The following is an 18,600-nucleotide window of genomic DNA, read 5'->3' as shown; positions in this document are numbered from 1 at the left end:
GTTGGTCCTCCTTGCTTTCAGGTGTTTGCGATCATCGTCCCTGCGCGGCCCTCCAGCATGGCAAGAGCGTCTTCCAGGCGGCCCACGCAGGCGAAACGGTCGCGCCCCGAGACGAATGTCGCAGCGGCTGCCACTTTCGGTGCCATCGACCCGTCGGGCAGGTCTAGGCGCACTGCGTCCTCCGGTGACAATTGCCTTATCGCCGCCTGTGTATTAGTGCCGAAATCGCGGAACACAGCCTCGACATCCGTCAGCAACAGCAGACCATCGGCCTTCAACTTGTGGGCCAGAAGCGCCGTCGCATGATCCTTGTCGATCACCGCCTCGATCCCGATCAGCGATCCGTCCGGCCGCCGGATAACCGGAATGCCGCCACCGCCCGCACAGATCAGCGTGACGTCATGACCGAGCAGCAGTTCCAGCACCTTCAGGTCGGGAATGTCACTGGGCATCGGCGACGGCACCACGCGCCGCCAGTGCGGACCATCGGCGGCAATGCTCCAGCCGCGCGCTTCGGCCAGCCGCTCGGCCTCTGCCTTGTCATAGACCGGACCGATGAACTTGGTCGGCCGGTCAAAGGCAGGATCCCTGGGGTCGACCTCGATCTGGGTCAGCAGCGTGGCCACCGCGCGGTCGTGACCGAGGGCGTTTTCGAGCGCCTGTTCGATCATGTAGCCGATCATGCCATCGGTCTCTGCACCCAGAACGTCGAGGGGAAACGCGTCGTCAGGCTTGTAGGCCGCGCCTTGCAGGGCCAGCAGGCCGATCTGCGGGCCGTTTCCATGGGTGATGACCAGCCTGTGCCCGGCGCGGATAATCTGAGCCAGCGCCGTCGCGGCACCGGCGACGTTGGCGCGCTGCGCCTCGGCGGTCAGCGGCTCGCCCCGGCGCAACAGGGCATTGCCCCCCAGGGCTGCGACAACCAGCATGGCGCTAAGACCCCAGCGTGGCGACGAGCACAGCCTTGATGGTGTGCAGCCGGTTCTCGGCCTGATCGAACACGATTGAGGCCGGGCTTTCGAACACCTCTTCCGTCACCTCCATCGCGGAGATGCCGAAAAGCTCGGCGATCTCGGCGCCGGTTTCGGTCTCGGCATTGTGGAAGGCGGGCAGGCAATGCATGAATCTGGTGCGCGGATTGCCGGTCTTGGCCATCACGTCGGCATTCACCTGATAGGGCGTCAGCAGCTCAATCCGTTCCGCCCATTTTTCTTTCGGCTCGCCCATCGACACCCAGACATCGGTATAGACGAAATCGACGTCTTTCACCGCGGCTTCCATATCATCGGTCAGCGTGATCCGTGCGCCGGTCTGCGCGGCGATGGCATCTGCCTCGTCGCGGATCGCCTGGCCCGGCCACAGGCTCTCGGGCGCGCAGAGCCGCACATCCATACCCATTTTGGCCCCGCCGATCAGCAGGCTGTCGCCCATGTTGTTGCCCGCATCGCCCATGAAGCAATAGGCGATCTCGCGCAGCGGCTTGTCGGAATGTTCCTGCATGGTCAGGAAATCGGCAAGGATCTGCGTCGGGTGGAATTCGTCCGTCAGCCCGTTATAGACCGGCACGCCCGCGTATTGCGCCAGCGTTTCGACTATGGGGTGACCAAATCCGCGATATTCGATCGCGTCATAGACCCGGCCCAGCACGCGCGCGGTGTCCTTGACGGTTTCCTTCTTGCCCATGTGCGAACCCGAAGGGCCGAGGTAGGTGACATGCGCGCCCTGATCGTGGGCGGCCACCTCGAAACCGACGCGGGTCCGGGTGCTGTCCTTCTCGAAGATCAGCGCGATCTCCTTGCCGGTCAGGCGCGGCACCTCGGTGCCTGCGTATTTCGCGGCCTTCAGGTCGGCGGAGAGTTTCAGCAGGAAGCCGATTTCCTGCGGGGTGAAGTCGCGCAGGGTCAGGAAATGGCGGTTTCTCAGGTTGTAGGACATGGGGTTTCCTTGTCGTCGAAGGGTTCAAATGGCGTCGCGGATCGTCGGGCAGCTCATGCAATGGCTGCCGCCCCTGCCGCGACCCAGTTCTGCGCCGGGGATGGCCAGCACCTCGATCCCGGCCTCCTTGAGGGCGGCGTTGGTATCGTCGTTGCGGTCGTAGCCGATGACGACGCCGGGGCGCAGCGCCAGCACGTTGTTGCCGTCATTCCACTGTTCGCGTGATTGCTCGGCCGCATCAGAACCGCCGGTAGGCACCAGGTGCAGTTTCTTATGGCCGAGGATCTCGGCGGTGATCTCGAACAGGTGCCGGGCGTCGCGACGGATATCGAGCGCCGTCTTGCCCGCGCCTGGGCGCAGGTCATAGCAGGTGATCGCATCCGCCACTTCCTTGAACGTGGTCACCACATCGCCCCCGCAATGGGTGAAAACGGTGTCCAGATGCATTGCCGCACGGGAACTGGGCATCTGGCAGGCGATCACCCGCGTCACGTCGCCACCCTCGAACAACGCCTCGGCCAGTTGGCCCACCGCCTGTGGCGTCGATCGTTCGCCCATGCCGACCATGACGACACCGTGGCCGATGGGCATGATGTCACCGCCTTCCAGCGTGGCGGTGCCGAACTCGCGCGTCGGATCGCCGAACAGGACCCTTACCCGACCCGCGAATGTCGGATGGAACCGGTAGACTGCCGCCATCAGCAGCGTTTCGGGCCGCCGCGCGGCGAAATGCATCGGGTTCAGGCTGACCCCGCCATAGACCCACGCGGAATTGTCACGGGTAAAGATGAAATTCGGTAGCGGCGGCAGCACGAAACCATGCGGGCCAAGATAGGCGCCGAACATGCCGGAAGGTGTGAAAGGCAAGTCGTCCACCCTGATGCCGCCCACAAGAAATCTCGCGAGATCGGCGCCGGAGAGGGACTCCATCCAAGCGCGCAGCTCGTCCCGCATCCCAACGCCGACGTCATTGCGGGTGACGCGGTGGTCGAGAACCCAGGCGCGTGCATCCGACAGGTCGAGCGTTTCGCCCAGCAGCGCCATGGCGTCCAGCACCTCGATCCCCTCACCGCGCATCAGGTCGGCAAACACCGCGTGGTCTTTGATCGCCTGTTTGACCCAGAAAACATCGTCGAACAGCAGGTCTTCGCGGTTGTCAGGGGTCAGGCGGCGATGCGCAAGGCCGGGCGGCGATACGATTACCTGACGCAACGTGCCGGCTTCGGAATGTACGCCCAATTTCAGTTCAGACATCTGGGATGCCTCCTTTATTCAATCAGAGAATGGCGGCCAGGCTGATCCCGGCCGAGATGAAGACGACGAGGATCAGCAGCAGGGGCCAGATGAAGACGATCCAGCGGTCGAACGACACGCGCCCGATGGCCAGACCGCCGATCACCACCGCCGATGTCGGCGTGATCAGATTCACGAGCCCGCTCGCCGATTGATAGGCCGTCACCACGAGATCACGGCCAACCCCCGCGAAATCCCCCAACGGGGCAAGGATCGGCATCGACAGGACGGCGAGGCCGGACGACGAGGGCACCAGGAAGCTCATCCCGATCTCGATCCAGAGCATCAGGTTGATGAACGCGATCTGAGGCAGGCCACCAAGCGCGTCGGCGGCACTGTTCAGGATCGTGTCGGCAATCAGGCCCTGCTCCATGATCACCACGATGCCGCGCGCCAGACCGATCACCAGCGCCACCCCCAGGAGATCCTTGGCACCTTCCACAAAGGACGCGGTCAGCGCCTTTTCCCCCATCCGCGCCACCAGCCCGACCACGATGGCCATGCCGAAGAACAGCGCGCCCATCCGGGCCATCCACCATCCCTGGCTGGAGACCCCCCAGATCATCACGGCAAAGGTCGCGAAAAACAGGATCAGAACCAGTTTCTGGGTGCCGCTCAGCTTTGGCTCCTCGAATTCTGCATCCGTCTCGTTCAGAAAAAACTGCCGGTCGCTGTCGCGTTGCGTGGCAACGACGGACCGGGCCGGGTCGGCTTTGACCTTTGATGCGTAGCGCATCACGTAGGCGACACAGATTGCGAGGCCGCCCAACAGAATAACCAGCCGCAAAGCCATGCCTTCGGTGAACGGGATGCCCGCCGCGTTCGAGGCAATCACCGTGGCGAAGGGGTTGATCGTCGATCCCAGCGTGCCGATCCCGGCGCCGATCAGGATGATTGCCACGCCGGTCACCGAATCGTAGCCGGCCGCGATCACCACCGGGATCAGCAGCGCATAGAAGGCCAGCGTTTCCTCGGCCATGCCATAGGTCGTCCCCCCCAGGGCAAAGAGCGACATCAAGATCGGAATCATCCATATCTCTCGCCCCTTAAGGCGCACCATCGCGGTCTGGATGCCGGTGTCGATGGCCTTGGTGGCGTTGACCACACCCAGAAAACCACCCAGAAGCAGCACGAACAGCGCCACGTCGATGGCATTGGCCGCATAGCTGTCGGGATCGTAGAACCCGGCGACCGGTGCCAGCATCACATCGACGAAGCCCTGCGGGTTGGGATCGACCTCCTGGTAGGTGCCGGGCACGGCGATCTCGCGGCCCACCTCCTCGTTCATGGCGCGGTCATACTGGCCCGCCGGGATGATCCAGGTCAGCGCCGCGACGACGATGATCAGACCGAACAGGATCGTGTAGGCGGTCGGAAACCGCGCCGCCATGCCCTTCCCGTCCGGTGTCTTGGTCGATGATGTGTCTGACATCTCAAGTCCCCCTTATTCAATGTGATTTCTGCGAGTGTCCGGCGTGAAGCGGCACCTGGCCTGCCTGCGCATCGCCCTGACCGCCGCCGCTGGCGGACCCACTCTTGCCCGCACCAATACCTTCCAGCCGCGTTCGTTTCAGCAGCAGCGCGTTGACCGCCACCAGCGCGGAGCTGCCCGACATGGCAAGCGCTGCCACGGCGGGGCTGATGATCAACGGATAAAACACCCCTGCCGCCATCGGAAAGGCGACCACGTTGTAAGCCACGGCCCAGAACAGGTTCTGGTGCATCTTGCGCAAGGTGGCGCGCGACAACTCGATGGCCCCCACGACATCGTAGGGATCGCTTTTCATCAGCACGACATCGGCGCTTTCCATCGCCACGTCGGTGCCCGCACCGATGGCAAATCCGACATCGGCCTGGGTCAACGCGGGTGCGTCGTTGACACCGTCACCGACCATGCCGACGCGTCTGCCCTGGGCCTGAAGCTCTTTCACCTTCTCGGCCTTCTGGCCCGGAAGAACATCTGCCAGCACAATGTCGATGCCCAGCTCGGCCGCGATCCGCCGTGCGGTGCCTTCGTTGTCGCCGGTCAGCATCGCCACCTCGACCCCGCGTTCGCGCAGCTTGGCCACGGCGGCCACCGCACTTGGGCGCGGCGCATCGGCGATGGCGATAAGGCCCAGCATCCGGCCCGCTTGCGCCACATGCACGACCGTACGACCCTCGCCCTTCAGGCGCTCGGCCTCGGCTGTCAGGGTGCCAACGTCGATGCCCTCCTCGTCCATCAGCCGCCGGTTCCCGACCAGCACGGTTTCGCCTGCGATCTCGGCGCGCGCGCCCCGGCCTTCGAGGTTGAGGAACCCGGCCATCTGCGGCACGTCCAGGTCGGCGGCGCGCTCGACAATGGCCAGGGCCAGCGGGTGGTCGGAACCGCGATCGACCGCCGCCGCGGCCCGCAACGCATCATCTTCGGTGCTGCCCTCACCGGACACCACCTCGACCACGCGCGGCTGGCCCATGGTCAGGGTGCCGGTCTTGTCGAAAACGATCACATCGAGCTTGGTCGCGTCTTCCAGCGCGCCCGCGTTCTTGAACAGGATGCCGTGCTGCGCCCCCAGCCCGGTGCCGACCATCACCGCCATCGGCGTGGCCAGCCCCAGCGCATCGGGACAGGCGATCACGAAAACGGTAATGGTCAGCGTCAGCGCGAAGAGCAGCGGCGAGCCGATCCACCAGAACCACACCGCGAATGTCGCAAGCCCGATCACGATGGCGATCAGGACCAGCCATTGCGAGGCGCGGTCGGCCAGAAGTTGCGCAGGGGCCTTGGAGTTCTGCGCCTCCTGCACCAGCTTGACGATCTGCGCCAGCGCAGTGTCGGCCCCGACCTTGGTGGCACGGTAGCGGAAGCTGCCGCTCTTGTTGATCGTGGCGCCGATCACGGTGTCGCCCACGGCCTTGTTCACCGGCATGGATTCGCCCGTCAGCATGGATTCGTCCACCAGCGACGTGCCTTCGATGACCTCGCCATCGACGGGGATCTTGTTGCCGGGCCGGATCAGCACGATCTCGCCCTGCAGCACCTCGGAGGTGGGCACCTCGACCTCCTGCCCGTCGCGGATGACGGTCGCCATCGGCGGCGCAAGATCAAGAAGCGCCCGGATCGCAGCCGAAGCGCCGGCGCGCGCGCGCATCTCCAGCCAGTGGCCCAGCAGGATGAAGACCAGCAGCACCGCCACGGCCTCGTAGAACTGCACGCCGGGAAAGAAAAAGGTCGAGCCGACGCTGAACACATAGCCCGTGCCGACCGACAGCACGACCAGCACTGCCATGTTCAGGATGCCGTTGCGCAGCGCCCGCCAGGCGGCGACGAAGAACGGCCAGCTTGGCCAGATGATCGCGGCACTGCCCAGAAAGAACAGCCACAGGTCCAGCCTCAAACCGAAAGGCGGCGCGGGCGGCGTGAACATGCCCCCCATCGGCGAATAGATGAAGATCGGGACGGTGAACAGCAGCGCCACCCAGAAGCGGTTGCGCATGTCGCGGACCATGTCGGCCATGTCCATGCCGCCGCCGTGGCCCATCTCATGCGCCATTGCATCATGGCCGGCGGATGCATCCCCTTTGGGCATCTGGTGGTCCGCATGGCAGACGTGGTTCGGAACCCGCTCCCCGGCGCAGTGAAACCCGCAGGTTTGAATTGTGCGCTGCAGCGTCTCTTCGCTGACCGCCGCTTCGTCGTAATGTACTGTCACGCTTGCCGATGCCGGGTTCGCTTCGGCGCGGTGCACGCCGTCCAGAGCTGACAAATGGCGTTCGACCGCGAGATGATCGAGTTCCTCGAATAGCCCGCCGACTTCAAGGTTCAGTGTCTTCAATGTTGGCTCCTGTCGATTTTGTTGCGATCGGGATCGACCGCTTGGATGTTTGAGTGATAGACGCGGCCCGGCTTCAGTCATTACACTGGCAGATGGGCGGAATTGGCCGGACGGCGGCCGCTGGGCGTTTCCATCGTCTCAGATCACGAGGTATGGGGCAAATCCGGTTGCGTAACGATGTGTCTCGTTCAGCGTCAATTCTGAAAGAGACATTGAAATGGAGACAAGACATTGACGGGGCTCGCAAAGCCGAGCGGCAAGACCCACAAATCCTTCGCCCTTGTGTTCAGTGGCGGCGCTAGGGGTCTTTCTCATGCGGGTGTGCTACGCGCGCTGATCTCCCGAGGCTTTGTGCCGAGCGCAATCGTAGGGGTATCCATGGGTGCGGTTGCGGGCGCCACCTACGCACTGAATGACAATTGGTTCGACGCACTGGTAGACGTGGATACCAGCGGGTTTCCGGCAACTCCGGACTTTCGCCTGCCCGGTCTGGCCGCAAGAATGAGGGGCCTTCGGACCGCTCTGCTTGCCGCGCAGGACATGTACTTCGGCTGGGGGGTTGGCGCGCGTACCGAGTCATGGGGCCGCAGCGTCCTGTCCGGCCTGACGCAGGGCAAAAACCTGGAGGATGGCCGCATCCCGGTGTTCGTCTGCGCAACCGACATGCTGACCGGCACACGTGTGGTCCTTGGCAAGGGGCGTGCCACGGATTACGTCTATGCCAGCGCGGCGCTTGCCGGGATATTGCCGCCCCTGGTCGATGGACCGCATGTGCTGATGGACGGGGCCTATGCCGACATAGCGCCGGTCGATGTTGCAAGGGCAACAGGTGCAGAGGTCGTGATCGCCGTGGACCCAAGCCAGCGCGAAAACGCGGTTGGCCCGAAAAACGGCATGCAGGCGATGCTGCGATCCATAGAAATCTGCCAGTATGAACATGCACGGCTTCGGTTCGATCAGGCGGATCTGGTGAACCGGCCCGCGTTTCGCCAGACCATCGGGACGCTTGAATTTTCGCTGAAACGGCACTGCATCGCCGCGGGGGCCGTAGCCATGCGCCGCGCTTATGGTGAAATGGAGGCGTTGCTTAATCCCGGAAAGGCGGAGCGGTTGGCCGGCTCAATTACAGGATAAAAAACTGGATCAGTGCTTTGAAACGAACAGTGCGACATCCCTGTTAATGACACCAGCTTCGCGGCTTGCACAGTTTTTTTGTAGTTGCGCCGTCGGTCGACGGATGTCGGTTCCGGGGCAAGGGTGCCCGATCCTGCGAAGTGGATGAATGAATTCCAACTGAAGCGCAGATTTGCGCTTGGGTGCGCTTCAGAATTTTGGATCACAATCGCTGCAGCCGTAGGTCTGCGCCACTTCGCTTTCTAGAAATATTTCGCGGTTGGAAAGTTGGATCCTACATAGAAGAAGACCAGGTCGAAAATTGGACTCATCCGAACCACTAGCGCCAGGCTTGCGAACTAACAGTTTATCATAATTCCAATCAGCATGGATATGTGCTGTATCCGCTGAATTCCTTTCCCTTTTCCTTGGCTCTCTTCTCGCCGACTTGATGCGCCCAAGCCACCATAAGGATACCGCCGAGAACGAAGGCGAAGCCCACCACGTGAATCCAGTAGAATGGATCGCCAAGCCAGACGTAGGAAACAACCAGACCGCTTGCCGGCATGACGCCCATGAAGCCGGAGGCGATGCTGGCCCGCACGCGCGCCAATCCCGCGAACCACAGCATGGTCCCGATGCCGAAAGGGCCGATACCCCACCATAAAAGCGCGATCCAGTGTTCGAGCGTCGGCCCTGAAAAGTCGAAGTTGGCCGCCTGATAAAGACCTGGAATCGCGAAAAGCAGTGTCGCAATCCACGCCGCCAACGGTATGAGCAGGACCGGCCTCACCTGTTTTGTCGCCTTCTTGGCAAAGAGCGAATAGGCCGTGGCACTGCAGACGGCACCGAAAACGAGCAGGCTGCCGAGAACCATCGTCGAAAGGCTTTGCGCCTGCAGCGACTCGCCCGAGAGATTGATGATCACAACGCCAGAGACAGACAACGCAACCGCGATCAGCTTGCGGGGGCCCAGTCGGTCGCCCAGGAAAACGGCGGCACCGACCGCAACAGCGGCAGGACTGAGGCTCATCACCATCGCGCCAATGACCCCGCTCACCATTTTCATTCCGGTCATCAGAAAGAGGCTGAAAGCGACCAGTCCGATCGACCCGATACCTGCGATGAGCAGCCAGTTGCTCTTGCTGATTTCATGGAGTTCCTTCCGATAGGCGATCAGCAGTGGAGTGGTCAGTATCGCTGCCGCCAGCAGTCGCAGAAACGGCGCCAGAAACAAGGGGAACTCGGCGGTGACGATCTTCGCAGTCGGCGTTCCACTTCCGAAGAACGCCATGCCAAGGAAGAGCGTCGCAAAAACGCCCAACCGGGTCATCCAACCGGAATCTTCAAGCAAATCTCGCATCGTTGACTCCTTTCGTCATGGGCTTCAGCAGTCCTTCCGTGGGTACTTGGCTTGCTCTTCTGCCATTCATGGCCACTGTTGTCACGGGTCGCTGGCCCGGGCCTGACATTGGTGCGGGGGCCGCGAAAGCCCAGTTTGTCTCGCACCCTTGCCCCGTTTGGGGCGAACGTGGCACTCGCGGTTGCATCCGCTGCGGTCGCTCTCAAGTCGTGACGCTCCTGGCGTCACAATCGCCCGTTTGATTCAGCCGGGAAAGACCCCCGCGAACAGCCCCATCAGCGCCGTGACCAGCGCGGTCGCCCCGAGCACGACAAGCAACGGCAGCGCGACCTCCGCCCGAACCGCTTCGCTTTCGCCCGCCTGATACATCGGCACTACGATGCGTAGATAGACCGCAAGCGCCAGCACGCTGTTGAGGATGCCGATCACCGCCAGCCAAAGGTAGCCCGCCTCGATCGCGGCTCCGAACAGCAGCACCTTGCCGACAAAGCCGAAGAGCGGCGGAATCCCGGTGAGCGACAGCAGGAACACGACCATGGCCACGCCGATCACCGGGCGCGCGCGGCCGAACCCCTTGAAATCGTCCAGATCGCGCCCCGCGACCATGATGACGGCAAAAGCCCCGAGGTTCATCGCCACATAGGCCGCGCCGAACACGATCACCGAAGGCAGCGCCAGCGCGCTGGAGCCAAGCGCCACGATCCCCAGCAGGAAATAGCCCGCCTGCGCCACCGAGGAATAGGCCAGCAGCCGCACCACATTGCTCTGCACCAGGGCCGCCAGGTAGCCGAATGTCATCGTCACCGCCGCGATCAGCGCGACGACGACGGGCCAGCCGGTAGCGACCGGCAGATCGCGCAGCACCTGCGCGAAGGCAAAAATCGCGGCCACCTTGGTGATGACCGACAGGAACGCCGCGACCGAGACCGGGGCGCCGTCATAGGCGTCGGGTGCCCAGAACTGGAACGGCACCAGCGCCGCCTTGTAGCCCAGCCCGATCAGCACCGCGACCAGCCCCGCCAGGGCAATCAGCGGCTTGCCATCGAGCGCACCAAGCTCGGAAAAAAGCGTCGACCCGGCCCCGCCGAACCAGAAGGTCAGCCCGTAGATCATCACCGATCCGGTGACGGCGCCGAAGACCAGGTATTTCATCGCCGCCTCGGTCGCGGCATCGTCGCGCGGCCAGGCCACCATCGCGAAGGATCCCAGCCCCGTCAGCACCACACCAAGGACCAGCAGCATCATGTCGCCACCGCCCGCCAGCATCAGCGCCCCCAGGGTCACAAGGCAAAGCAGCGTGTAAATGCTGCCCTCGCGGTCCTGCCCGGCAATCTCGGCCCGCGTCATCAGAAGCGCCAGCGCGGTGCCTGGCAGCAGGATCAGCTTGGCCCAGCCCGACAGCAGATCGACTCGGTAGGTGCCGCCAAAGACGCTGGTGTCGGCCTCCAGCAGCGGCCACGTCAGCGCGGTGGACAGGCCCAGCCCGATCAGCCCGAACGCCAGCGCCAGACGCGGCGCGCGCAGCATCTCGGCCACCAGCATGACCACGACCGTGGAGGCCAGCAGCAGCTCGGGAAACAGAAATGACAGGTCACGCGCCATCAGAATTGCAGCGCCCGCATCGTCGCGTCGATCATGTTAAGCAACCACGATGGCGCGACCCCGATCACGATGATGAGGACAAGCAGCGGCACGATGGCCAGCATCTCGCCCCGGTCGAGATCGGGCATCGCCGCCCATTTCTCGTTCCGCTCGCCCAGGAATACCGCCGCGATGGCGCGCAGATACAGCCCCGCCGTCACCACGATGGCGATGATCGCGACGATGGCCCAGGGCTGCGCGTTCAGCGTGGCCAGGAAAATCTGGAACTCGGCCGGGAAATGCGCCAATCCGGGCAGCCCCAACGAGGCGAAGGCCGATAGGATAAATGCCCAGCCCAGCCACGGCACCTGCCCCAGCAACCCCCCGAAATCCGCCATCTCGCGGCTATGGGCGCGCGACTGCAACATGCCGACAAGGAAGAACAGCGCCCCGGTGACGATGCCGTGGCTGACCATCTGCAAGGTGGCCCCATTGAGCGCAACCGCCCGGAGATCGGGGTCCAGCGTCAGCGCCGCCACCGCCACGCCGATCACCACATAACCCATGTGGTTGACCGAGGTGTAGGCGATCATCTTCTTCAGATCCGACTGCGCCAGCGCCACGAAAGCCCCGTAAAGGGCGCTGAACACGCCGAAGGCCAGCACCACCAGACCGGCCCGCGCAAAGGCGTCGGGCGTCATCTGCAAGGCGAAGCGCACGAGGCCATAGGTGCCGAATTTCAGCATCACGCCGGCCAGGATGACGCTGCCGACGGTCGGGGCCTGCACATGGGCCGCCGGCAGCCAGGTATGCACCGGAAAGGACGGGATCTTGACCGCGAAGGTGAACAGCATCGCGACCAGCGCCAGCATCGCGGCCAGCCCGGTCAGCGGCGGGGTCTCGATCCACAGACGCATGTCGAAACTGCCGGTGGCCAGATAGAGCCCGATGATCGCCAGCAACAGCGGCAGCGAGCCCAGAAGCGTGTAGATGAAGAACATCAACCCGGCGCGCTGGCGCTCCTCATAGCCCCAGCCGACGATCATGAAATACATGCCCACCAACGACACCTCGAAGAAGACGTAGAACAGGAGCGCATCCAGTGCCGCGAAGGTGCCGATAGAGGCGGTCTCCAGCATCAGCATCAGCGCGACAAAGACCGCCGGACGGTCGGTGATCCGCGCGGCATAGATCGCCGACAGGAAGAACAGCAGCGAGGTCAGCAGGATCAGCGGCAGGCTTAGCCCGTCGACGCCAACCCGGTAGGCCGCGCCGATGGCCGGAATCCATGCGATCTCCTCGACCTGCGCGAAACCGCCCGGCAGCGTGCCCCGCGCCCAGATGGCCAGCGTCACAAGGAAGGTCAGCCCGGTCGTGGCGATGGAAACGCCATGGGCGACGCGGGCCGATTTGTTTGGCAGCACCATCAGCAGCAATCCACCCAGGAGCGGCAGAAAGACGGAGATCGAGAGAAGCGGCATGAATTGGTCTTTCTTCAGGAGGATATCGGTAAGATCAGCAGCACCGCCGCGATAACGGCAATGCCCATGACGGTCAGGGCGAGTTCGCGGTGGATGAGCCCGCTTTGCAGCAGGCGCAGGCGGCGACCGGCGGCGATTGTCCGGTCGACAAGGCCGAAGATCAGCCCGTCGATGCCGTTTGTGTCGGTGGTCTCTGCGCGGTCGCCCAGGCGCAGGTTCAACCGGCCCAGATCGAGGGTCGCGGCGTAAAGGCCGTTCTCGGACCGCTCGACGCGGGATGCGGTGCCAAGGCTCAGGACGCGCACAAGGCCAAGCTGCGCGGCCAGCAGGTGCCGTTCAAACCGCTCGCAGGCGGCGGCGATGGCGAGTGTCGGGCGCAGCACCAGCCCGTCCATCCCGCCCGCAACGGCAAAGCCGCGCTGCGCCCAGGGCAGAACCGGCCCCATCAGGCGGGCGGGTGTCACGAACCAGCCCAGCACCAGGCCGCTCAGCGCCGCCACAAGCCCGAGGATCATGGCGGTTCCTTCCGGCGGCAGTTCGGCCTCCAGCAGGTGCTCCAGCGGCACGAAGGTGAACCCAAGCCCCGCCACCAGCGCCGTCAGCACCGCCATGCCCGCAGACATCCAGCCCATGCCCCTGCCGGAAACGGGCTGCGCCTCGCCCCACCACAGCACCCGCAGCGCCCGCGCCATATAGGCGCCGGTCAGCACCGTGCCCGCCAGCGCCAGTGGCGCGAGCCATACGACCCCGGGGGCCGCCAGCGCGGCGGCAAGGATCGCGTCCTTGGAAAAGAACCCCGCCAGCGGAGGGATCCCCGCCAGCGCCAAAGCAGCAATGCCGAAACCGGCCAGCACCAGCGGTCGTGCCCGGCCCGCGCCCGCGACCGCATCCATGTCGGTGCTGTCGCGATCATGCTGGAACACACCCGCCCCCAGAAAAAGCGTGCTCTTGATCGCCGCGTGGGCGATCAGGTGCAGCAGCGCCGCCACCGGCACCCCCGCGCCAATGGCCAGTAGCATCAGCCCGTACTGGCTGGAGGTCGAGGCCGCCAGCAGCCGTTTCAGATCCCGCTCGGCCAGCGCGATCAAACCGGCAACGACGGCGGTGACGCCGCCGACCAGTCCGATTGCCAGCAAGGCCCCGCCGGGCAGCATCGGCGCCACCCGGATCAGCAGGATCGCCCCCGCCGCCACCAGCGTCGCGGAATGCAGCAGTGCCGAAACCGGCGTCGGCCCTGCCATGGCGCGCTGCAACCAGTCCTGCAACGGCACCTGCGCCGATTTGCCCATCGCGCCCACCAGCAACAACAATCCGGCCACCAGCGCCGGTGTGCCGGTGATCGCCAATGTGGCCGAAATCTCCGAGCTGCCGGCCCAGCCGATCAGCACGAAAATCCCCAGATAAAGGCCCAGATCGGCGCTGCGGGTATACAGAAACGCCCGTGTCGCGGCACTGGGCACGCCGTCACGCCCATGCCAGAAGCCGATCAGCAGATAGCTGGAAAAGCCGATCAATTCCCACGCCGCCAGCACGGTGATCCAGTCGCCCGCCAGCACCAGCGCCTGCATCGCCGCGACGAACAGCAGCACGATGCCGAAAAAGCGCGGCCTTTCGGGGTCGCTGCGCATGTACCCGACGGCATAGACCAGCACACAGGCCGCCACCGTCGCCACCATAGCCGAAAACACCGCCGTCAGCGGCACCGCGACCAGCCGCAGGGGCTTCTGCGGCAGGCCCGGCAGGACCAGGTGCACCGCATCGCCCGCGACGGCCCCCGCAAGGGTGCCCATCGCCGCCAGAAACCCGATGCCGACGCCGACGAGCGCAATCGCTTCGGGTGCGCGCCGCAGCACGAGCTCCGCCAGGCCCGCCAGCAGCGGCGCAAGGATGATGAGCGCCAGCATCGTCATCCCTTCAACTCCCGCGCTTCTTCCATCTCGACCGATCCGCGCACCCGGAACCGCGCGATGGCGATGGCAAAGCCGACCGCCATTTCGACCGCCATCACCGCCATCACGATCAGCACGAACATCTGACCGGCCGGTTCATCGGGATGCAAATAGCGCCAGAAGGCCACCAGATTGACCAGTGCCGCGGCCAAAATCAGTTCGACCCCCATGATGATCATCACCAGATTGGTTTGACTCAGCGCGCCATAAAGTCCGATACCGAACAGCCCCGCGCCGACGCTGAGGGCGATTATGAGTTCCAGAATCATTTGCGCTGCTCCGCGTTGGGGACGATGGCCACCATCGTGGCCGCAACCATGGCGGTCAGAATGGTCAGACCCGCCGACTGGAAGATCAACATCGACCGGCCCAGCAATTCGCGCCCCAAATCGGCGGCCTGTTCATGCGCGCCCGGCACGGACAGGGCGACCGGACCCCAATCGGGCAGCCATACCAGCAGCAAGGCGGCCAGTAGCCCTATGCCCCCGGCCCAGAGCGACAAGCGTTTCTGGTGGGTCATGTCCATTTTGCCCATGCCGCCGGGATCCATCATGAACATCACCATGAAGATGGCCATCACGCTCATTTCCGTGGCCATCATCATGATCTGCAACACACCCAGAAACTCGGCCTGCATGACCAGAAACATCGCACCGATCGCGGTTTGCGAAAACAGCAGCGCCAGCGCCGAACGCACCATCGAATGGGTGCGAAAGACCACGACGCCGAACCAAACCGCCGCCGCGCCGAAGAACGCCAGAAAGATCATCTGAACCGTCATATCGGCACCACCAGCGCGATCACGCCCACGACAAAGATATTGGCCAGCGCCAGCGAGATCCCCAGCTTCCAACTCAGCGCCAGATAGCGCGCCTCGCGGATGCGCGGCATGTAGCGCCCGATGCTCAGCATGGCCGCAGCCACGGCCAGGATCTTGATCGCGCTCCAGGCCCAGGCGGGCAGCCACGGGCCCAGCCAGCCGCCCAGATAGAAGGTCACGGTCGCCCCCGCCAGCGCCAGGATAATGACCATCCGCGCCAGCCGCAGCACCGCCAGCCGCACGCCGGTATATTCCGCCTCGACCCCGCCGGCCAATTCGCCGGTCGCATCGGGCAGGTCCAGCGGCGGCAACCACGCGAGCCCCATCGCCGCCACGACGAACAGGACAAATCCGATGGGCTGGTAAAGCACGTTCCAAAGCTGCGCCTGCGAGGCGACGATCTCTACCGTCGACAGCGATTCCGCGCGCATGGCGACGGCGGTGATCGGCATCACGATCAGCATCGCATAGGCGATGAACTGGCCCAGAAACCGCCAGCCCGCGATCATGGCGTAGGCCCCGTTCGGCCCCCAACCGGCCATGATCAGCGCCACCAGCACATAGGCCAGAGCAGCGTTCAGAAACAGCGCCCCGGTCGCCAGATCGGTGATGATAAGCCCCGGCGCCAGCGGAATCACCGCCACCGCCAACAATCCCGCCACCAAAAGCAGCACCGGCCCAAGCTCAAAGAACAACCGGTCGGATTTGCGCGCCAGCAGCGATTCCCGGCCCAAGAGCGCCAGTGCGGCCCAGGCCGGACCGGTCAGGCTCATATGGCCGTGCACTGCCCATCGTTCGATGACGGCCAGCGCGTAGGCCCCCGCGAATAGCGACAAGAGAACGACAAGAATGGTCATCCGCGAATCTCCCACGGCGACAGGTCAAGCGAGACGACAGCGGTCAAGGCATCGCCCAGTTCCTGCTGCGCCGTCAGCGTTTCGACCAGGGCAAGGTTCACGGTGGAGGGTGTGTCGAGATCAGCCTGGACCACCTTGCCATCCACCAGCCTGACGCGCAGCTGCGCCGCTCCGCGCGGTGTTTCGATGCGGGCCGCGCCCTCGCCCGAAACCGTTTTCACATCCCGCACCTGCGGCATTGCAATAATCCCGGCGGCCGCGATCAGGTCGAGGCTTTGTGCGATCTCGTCACAGCGCAGCCGAAACCGGGCCAGGGCATCGCCGCCTTCCTGTAGTCGCATCTCGAAACCGAGCGCTGCCAGCGTTGGATCGTCGATGCGGGCATCCGACCCGCCGCCCCGCGCCCGGTCCACCGGGCCGCTCGCCGGGGTGTCCTTGCCGATGGGCGCGATGCCACCCAGCCGCATCCGCATCAGCGGCGCTGTCTCGACCCGGCGGATCAGCGCCCTGATCGCCCCGGCCTGCGCGGCGATCCCGTCAATGTCAGCGCCTTGAACAGCCAATTGCAACGCCCCGGCCCGCGCGGCGAGCCAGAGAAACCCCGACTGCAGGCCGAAATCGGCCAGCCAGCCCAGATGGCTGGCGATTCGCTCGCGTTCCACGGCGGCGGCGCGGCCACGGCGCGCGTCCTGGCCGGGGTCGGCGCTCGCGGCCTCCTCGATCGCCGCGCAGGCCAGCGTGCGATAGGCCACCGGGCCGAGCGGCATCATCGCGGCCAGACGCTCGACGAAATCGCCTGCCGTCATCTGCGGGCCATCCACCAGCTCCGCCCTGCACACAAGGCTTCTGGCGTCGCTGGCCGCCACTGTATCGCCGTCCAGCGTCAGGGTCAGGCGCAGCCCTGCGGGCAGGCCGGGAAAGAACGGCCCGAACGGCACCTCGATCCAGTCCATCTGCAACCCGTCGCTGCTGCGCGGCTGGCCTTCTGTCAGTTCGACCATCGACATGAAATGCGGCTCGATCCCGTCGATAGTGGCCTTGGAGTGGCCGCCATGTCCGGCATGCCCATCGTGGCCGGAATGGTCCTGCTGTTTGCCATGACCGCCGTGACCGCCATGCCCGTGACCGTGACCGGGACCGTGGCTTTCCACCTCCTCCGCCTTCACCAGGTTCATGCCGCATTTGGGGCACTTGCCCGGTGCGTCGCTGATCACCTCGGGGTGCATCGGGCAAGTGTATGCCCCCGACCCGCCCGCGTCGTGAGCGTGGCCCGCATGTGCGTGATCGCCGGGGTTTGGCCTGTCCTCCCGGGGCATGTCGTGGCCACCGTGCCCACCATGTCCATCGGACGCTGTTTCGCGCGGCACCAGCGTCATGCCACATTTGGGGCAGTCTCCGGGGGCGTCGCGGACAATCTCGGGATGCATTGGGCAGGTGTATTCCACGCGCACCTCAAGAGCGGCGGCGGTAAACTCCCCGGTGTTTGCGCGAAACGCGCCTGCCGCGACAACGCGGCGCAGATCGGCCAACCCAGAGTGCAGCCCGGCCTGTGTCAGTGGTGCCGAGACGTCCGCATCGGGCAACGGGGCGATGTCGCCCGCGCCCAGTGCAAGGATCGTGCGCGGACGCGGCATCTGTGCATAGGCCACGGCGGCCGCATCGCGCAGCCCTACGTCCAAGGGGCCCGCAATAATCAGCACGTTCGCATGGCGCGGGGTGCCCACAATCCGCAGGTGCGCATTGGCAAGGTCGATCCCCATCGACCGCGCGACAGACGGGCCGGGCAGCACAAAGGCCGTCAGATCGCGCGCCATGGCCGCCGCGACCGCCCGCCTGATCCCGTACATCGCGCCCTCTCGCGCCCCGGCTATGGTCATTGCCGCCTCAACGCGCCCTGGCTCCAGCCATAGAGCAGGCCCAGGAACAGGATTGAGAGGAAAACGCCCATGTCGAGCAATGCGATCAGCCCTTCTTCGCGGTAGACGACCGCCCACGGATACATGAACGCCATCTCCATATCAAAGGCCAGAAACAGCAGCGCATAACCGGCATAGCGCGCATGATAGCGGACCCAGACCGGATCGCGCGACAAGGTACCGGCCGTGGCGGGCACGCCCTTGCCCGGTTCCGAGCGCGTGCGCCCGATGGCCCGGGCGAGCCCGTAGAGGCTGAGCACGAAACCGAACACACCGACACTCAGCCCGAAAAGGATCGCGTATTGGGAAAGCTCGCTCATCCGTGTTACCTCCTTCGTGTGCTCGACTCTCTAAAGTGTTAAGGGTTTAAGCAGAAAGGCACAATCAAACCAACGCCAGCGGCCATGCTGCCGTTATGCTAAGACGCTGCGCGCAACGGATTATTACAGCTCTCCGAAAATTCCGGGCTTGGGACTT

At 64.5% G+C, this 18,600-nt stretch carries 15 protein-coding genes; 1 reads left to right on the top strand and 14 read right to left on the bottom strand.

Annotated elements, in window-relative coordinates; all coding sequences use genetic code 11:
- Positions 1–17: 17 nt before the first annotated feature.
- From arcC to ACP148_RS00230, 5 genes are read right to left on the bottom strand one after another with little or no spacing between them, the layout of a single operon-like run.
- Positions 18–929 (bottom strand): carbamate kinase, encoded by a 912-nt coding sequence (gene arcC / locus ACP148_RS00250; RefSeq protein WP_185926689.1) that lies wholly within the window; start codon positions 927–929, stop codon positions 18–20.
- Positions 930–933: 4 nt separating this feature from the next.
- Complete coding sequence (gene argF / locus ACP148_RS00245; RefSeq protein ID WP_185926690.1) at positions 934–1,935, bottom strand: ornithine carbamoyltransferase; 1,002 nt, start codon at positions 1,933–1,935, stop codon at positions 934–936.
- Between the two features lie 24 nt (positions 1,936–1,959).
- Complete coding sequence (locus ACP148_RS00240; protein WP_185926691.1) at positions 1,960–3,189, bottom strand: arginine deiminase; 1,230 nt, start codon at positions 3,187–3,189, stop codon at positions 1,960–1,962.
- Positions 3,190–3,211: 22 nt separating this feature from the next.
- Positions 3,212–4,660 carry a YfcC family protein gene (locus tag ACP148_RS00235; protein ID WP_185926692.1) on the bottom strand — a complete coding sequence of 483 codons (1,449 nt, stop codon included), beginning with the start codon at positions 4,658–4,660 and terminating at the stop codon, positions 3,212–3,214.
- 16 nt (positions 4,661–4,676) lie between these two features.
- Complete coding sequence (locus ACP148_RS00230; protein WP_185926693.1) at positions 4,677–7,043, bottom strand: heavy metal translocating P-type ATPase; 2,367 nt, start codon at positions 7,041–7,043, stop codon at positions 4,677–4,679.
- A gap of 231 nt (positions 7,044–7,274) precedes the next feature.
- On the opposite strand from ACP148_RS00230, the gene ACP148_RS00225 reads away from it, so the two are divergent.
- Entirely contained in the window at positions 7,275–8,177 is a 903-nt protein-coding gene (locus ACP148_RS00225) for a patatin-like phospholipase family protein (protein WP_185926694.1), read from the top strand.
- Positions 8,178–8,538: 361 nt separating this feature from the next.
- Here the strand turns inward: ACP148_RS00225 and ACP148_RS00220 are convergent, their stop codons facing one another.
- The 9 genes from ACP148_RS00220 to ACP148_RS00180 all read right to left on the bottom strand — a co-directional run bounded on the left by ACP148_RS00220 (position 8,539) and on the right by ACP148_RS00180 (position 18,443).
- Positions 8,539–9,480, bottom strand: coding sequence for a DMT family transporter (locus ACP148_RS00220; protein WP_425032995.1), 942 nt, complete (start codon positions 9,478–9,480; stop codon positions 8,539–8,541).
- 282 nt (positions 9,481–9,762) lie between these two features.
- Positions 9,763–11,121, bottom strand: coding sequence for an NADH-quinone oxidoreductase subunit N (locus ACP148_RS00215; protein ID WP_185926696.1), 1,359 nt, complete (start codon positions 11,119–11,121; stop codon positions 9,763–9,765).
- The gene (locus ACP148_RS00210) at positions 11,121–12,581 is read right to left on the bottom strand and encodes a complex I subunit 4 family protein (protein ID WP_185926697.1); all 1,461 of its coding nucleotides are present in this window, start codon (positions 12,579–12,581) and stop codon (positions 11,121–11,123) included. The genes ACP148_RS00215 and ACP148_RS00210 overlap by 1 nt, the downstream gene beginning before the upstream one ends.
- Positions 12,582–12,595: 14 nt before the next feature.
- Positions 12,596–14,491, bottom strand: a complete 1,896-nt coding sequence (locus tag ACP148_RS00205) for an NADH-quinone oxidoreductase subunit L (RefSeq protein ID WP_185926698.1) — start codon at positions 14,489–14,491, stop codon at positions 12,596–12,598.
- Positions 14,488–14,799: an NADH-quinone oxidoreductase subunit NuoK gene (gene nuoK / locus ACP148_RS00200; protein ID WP_057821329.1), complete on the bottom strand. Its 312-nt coding sequence runs from the start codon at positions 14,797–14,799 to the stop codon at positions 14,488–14,490. The genes ACP148_RS00205 and nuoK overlap by 4 nt, the downstream gene beginning before the upstream one ends.
- The gene (locus tag ACP148_RS00195; protein WP_057821332.1) at positions 14,796–15,311 is read right to left on the bottom strand and encodes an NADH-quinone oxidoreductase subunit J family protein; all 516 of its coding nucleotides are present in this window, start codon (positions 15,309–15,311) and stop codon (positions 14,796–14,798) included. Before ACP148_RS00195 ends, nuoK begins: the two co-directional genes overlap by 4 nt.
- Positions 15,308–16,207, bottom strand: a complete 900-nt coding sequence (locus tag ACP148_RS00190) for an NADH-quinone oxidoreductase subunit H (RefSeq protein ID WP_185926699.1) — start codon at positions 16,205–16,207, stop codon at positions 15,308–15,310. The genes ACP148_RS00195 and ACP148_RS00190 overlap by 4 nt, the downstream gene beginning before the upstream one ends.
- Entirely contained in the window at positions 16,204–18,084 is a 1,881-nt protein-coding gene (locus ACP148_RS00185; RefSeq protein ID WP_425032994.1) for a heavy metal-binding domain-containing protein, read from the bottom strand. The genes ACP148_RS00190 and ACP148_RS00185 overlap by 4 nt, the downstream gene beginning before the upstream one ends.
- A complete protein-coding gene (locus tag ACP148_RS00180; RefSeq protein ID WP_040344971.1) occupies positions 18,081–18,443 on the bottom strand; it encodes an NADH-quinone oxidoreductase subunit A in 363 nt (120 codons plus the stop codon). Before ACP148_RS00180 ends, ACP148_RS00185 begins: the two co-directional genes overlap by 4 nt.
- Positions 18,444–18,600 lie beyond the last annotated feature (157 nt).

Source organism: Pelagibacterium sp. (assembly GCF_965249125.1).
In the GTDB taxonomy this organism is placed as follows: domain Bacteria; phylum Pseudomonadota; class Alphaproteobacteria; order Rhizobiales; family Devosiaceae; genus Pelagibacterium.
The sequence above is the reverse complement of the archived record's forward strand: the minus strand, read 5'-3'. Positions and strand labels throughout refer to the sequence as shown.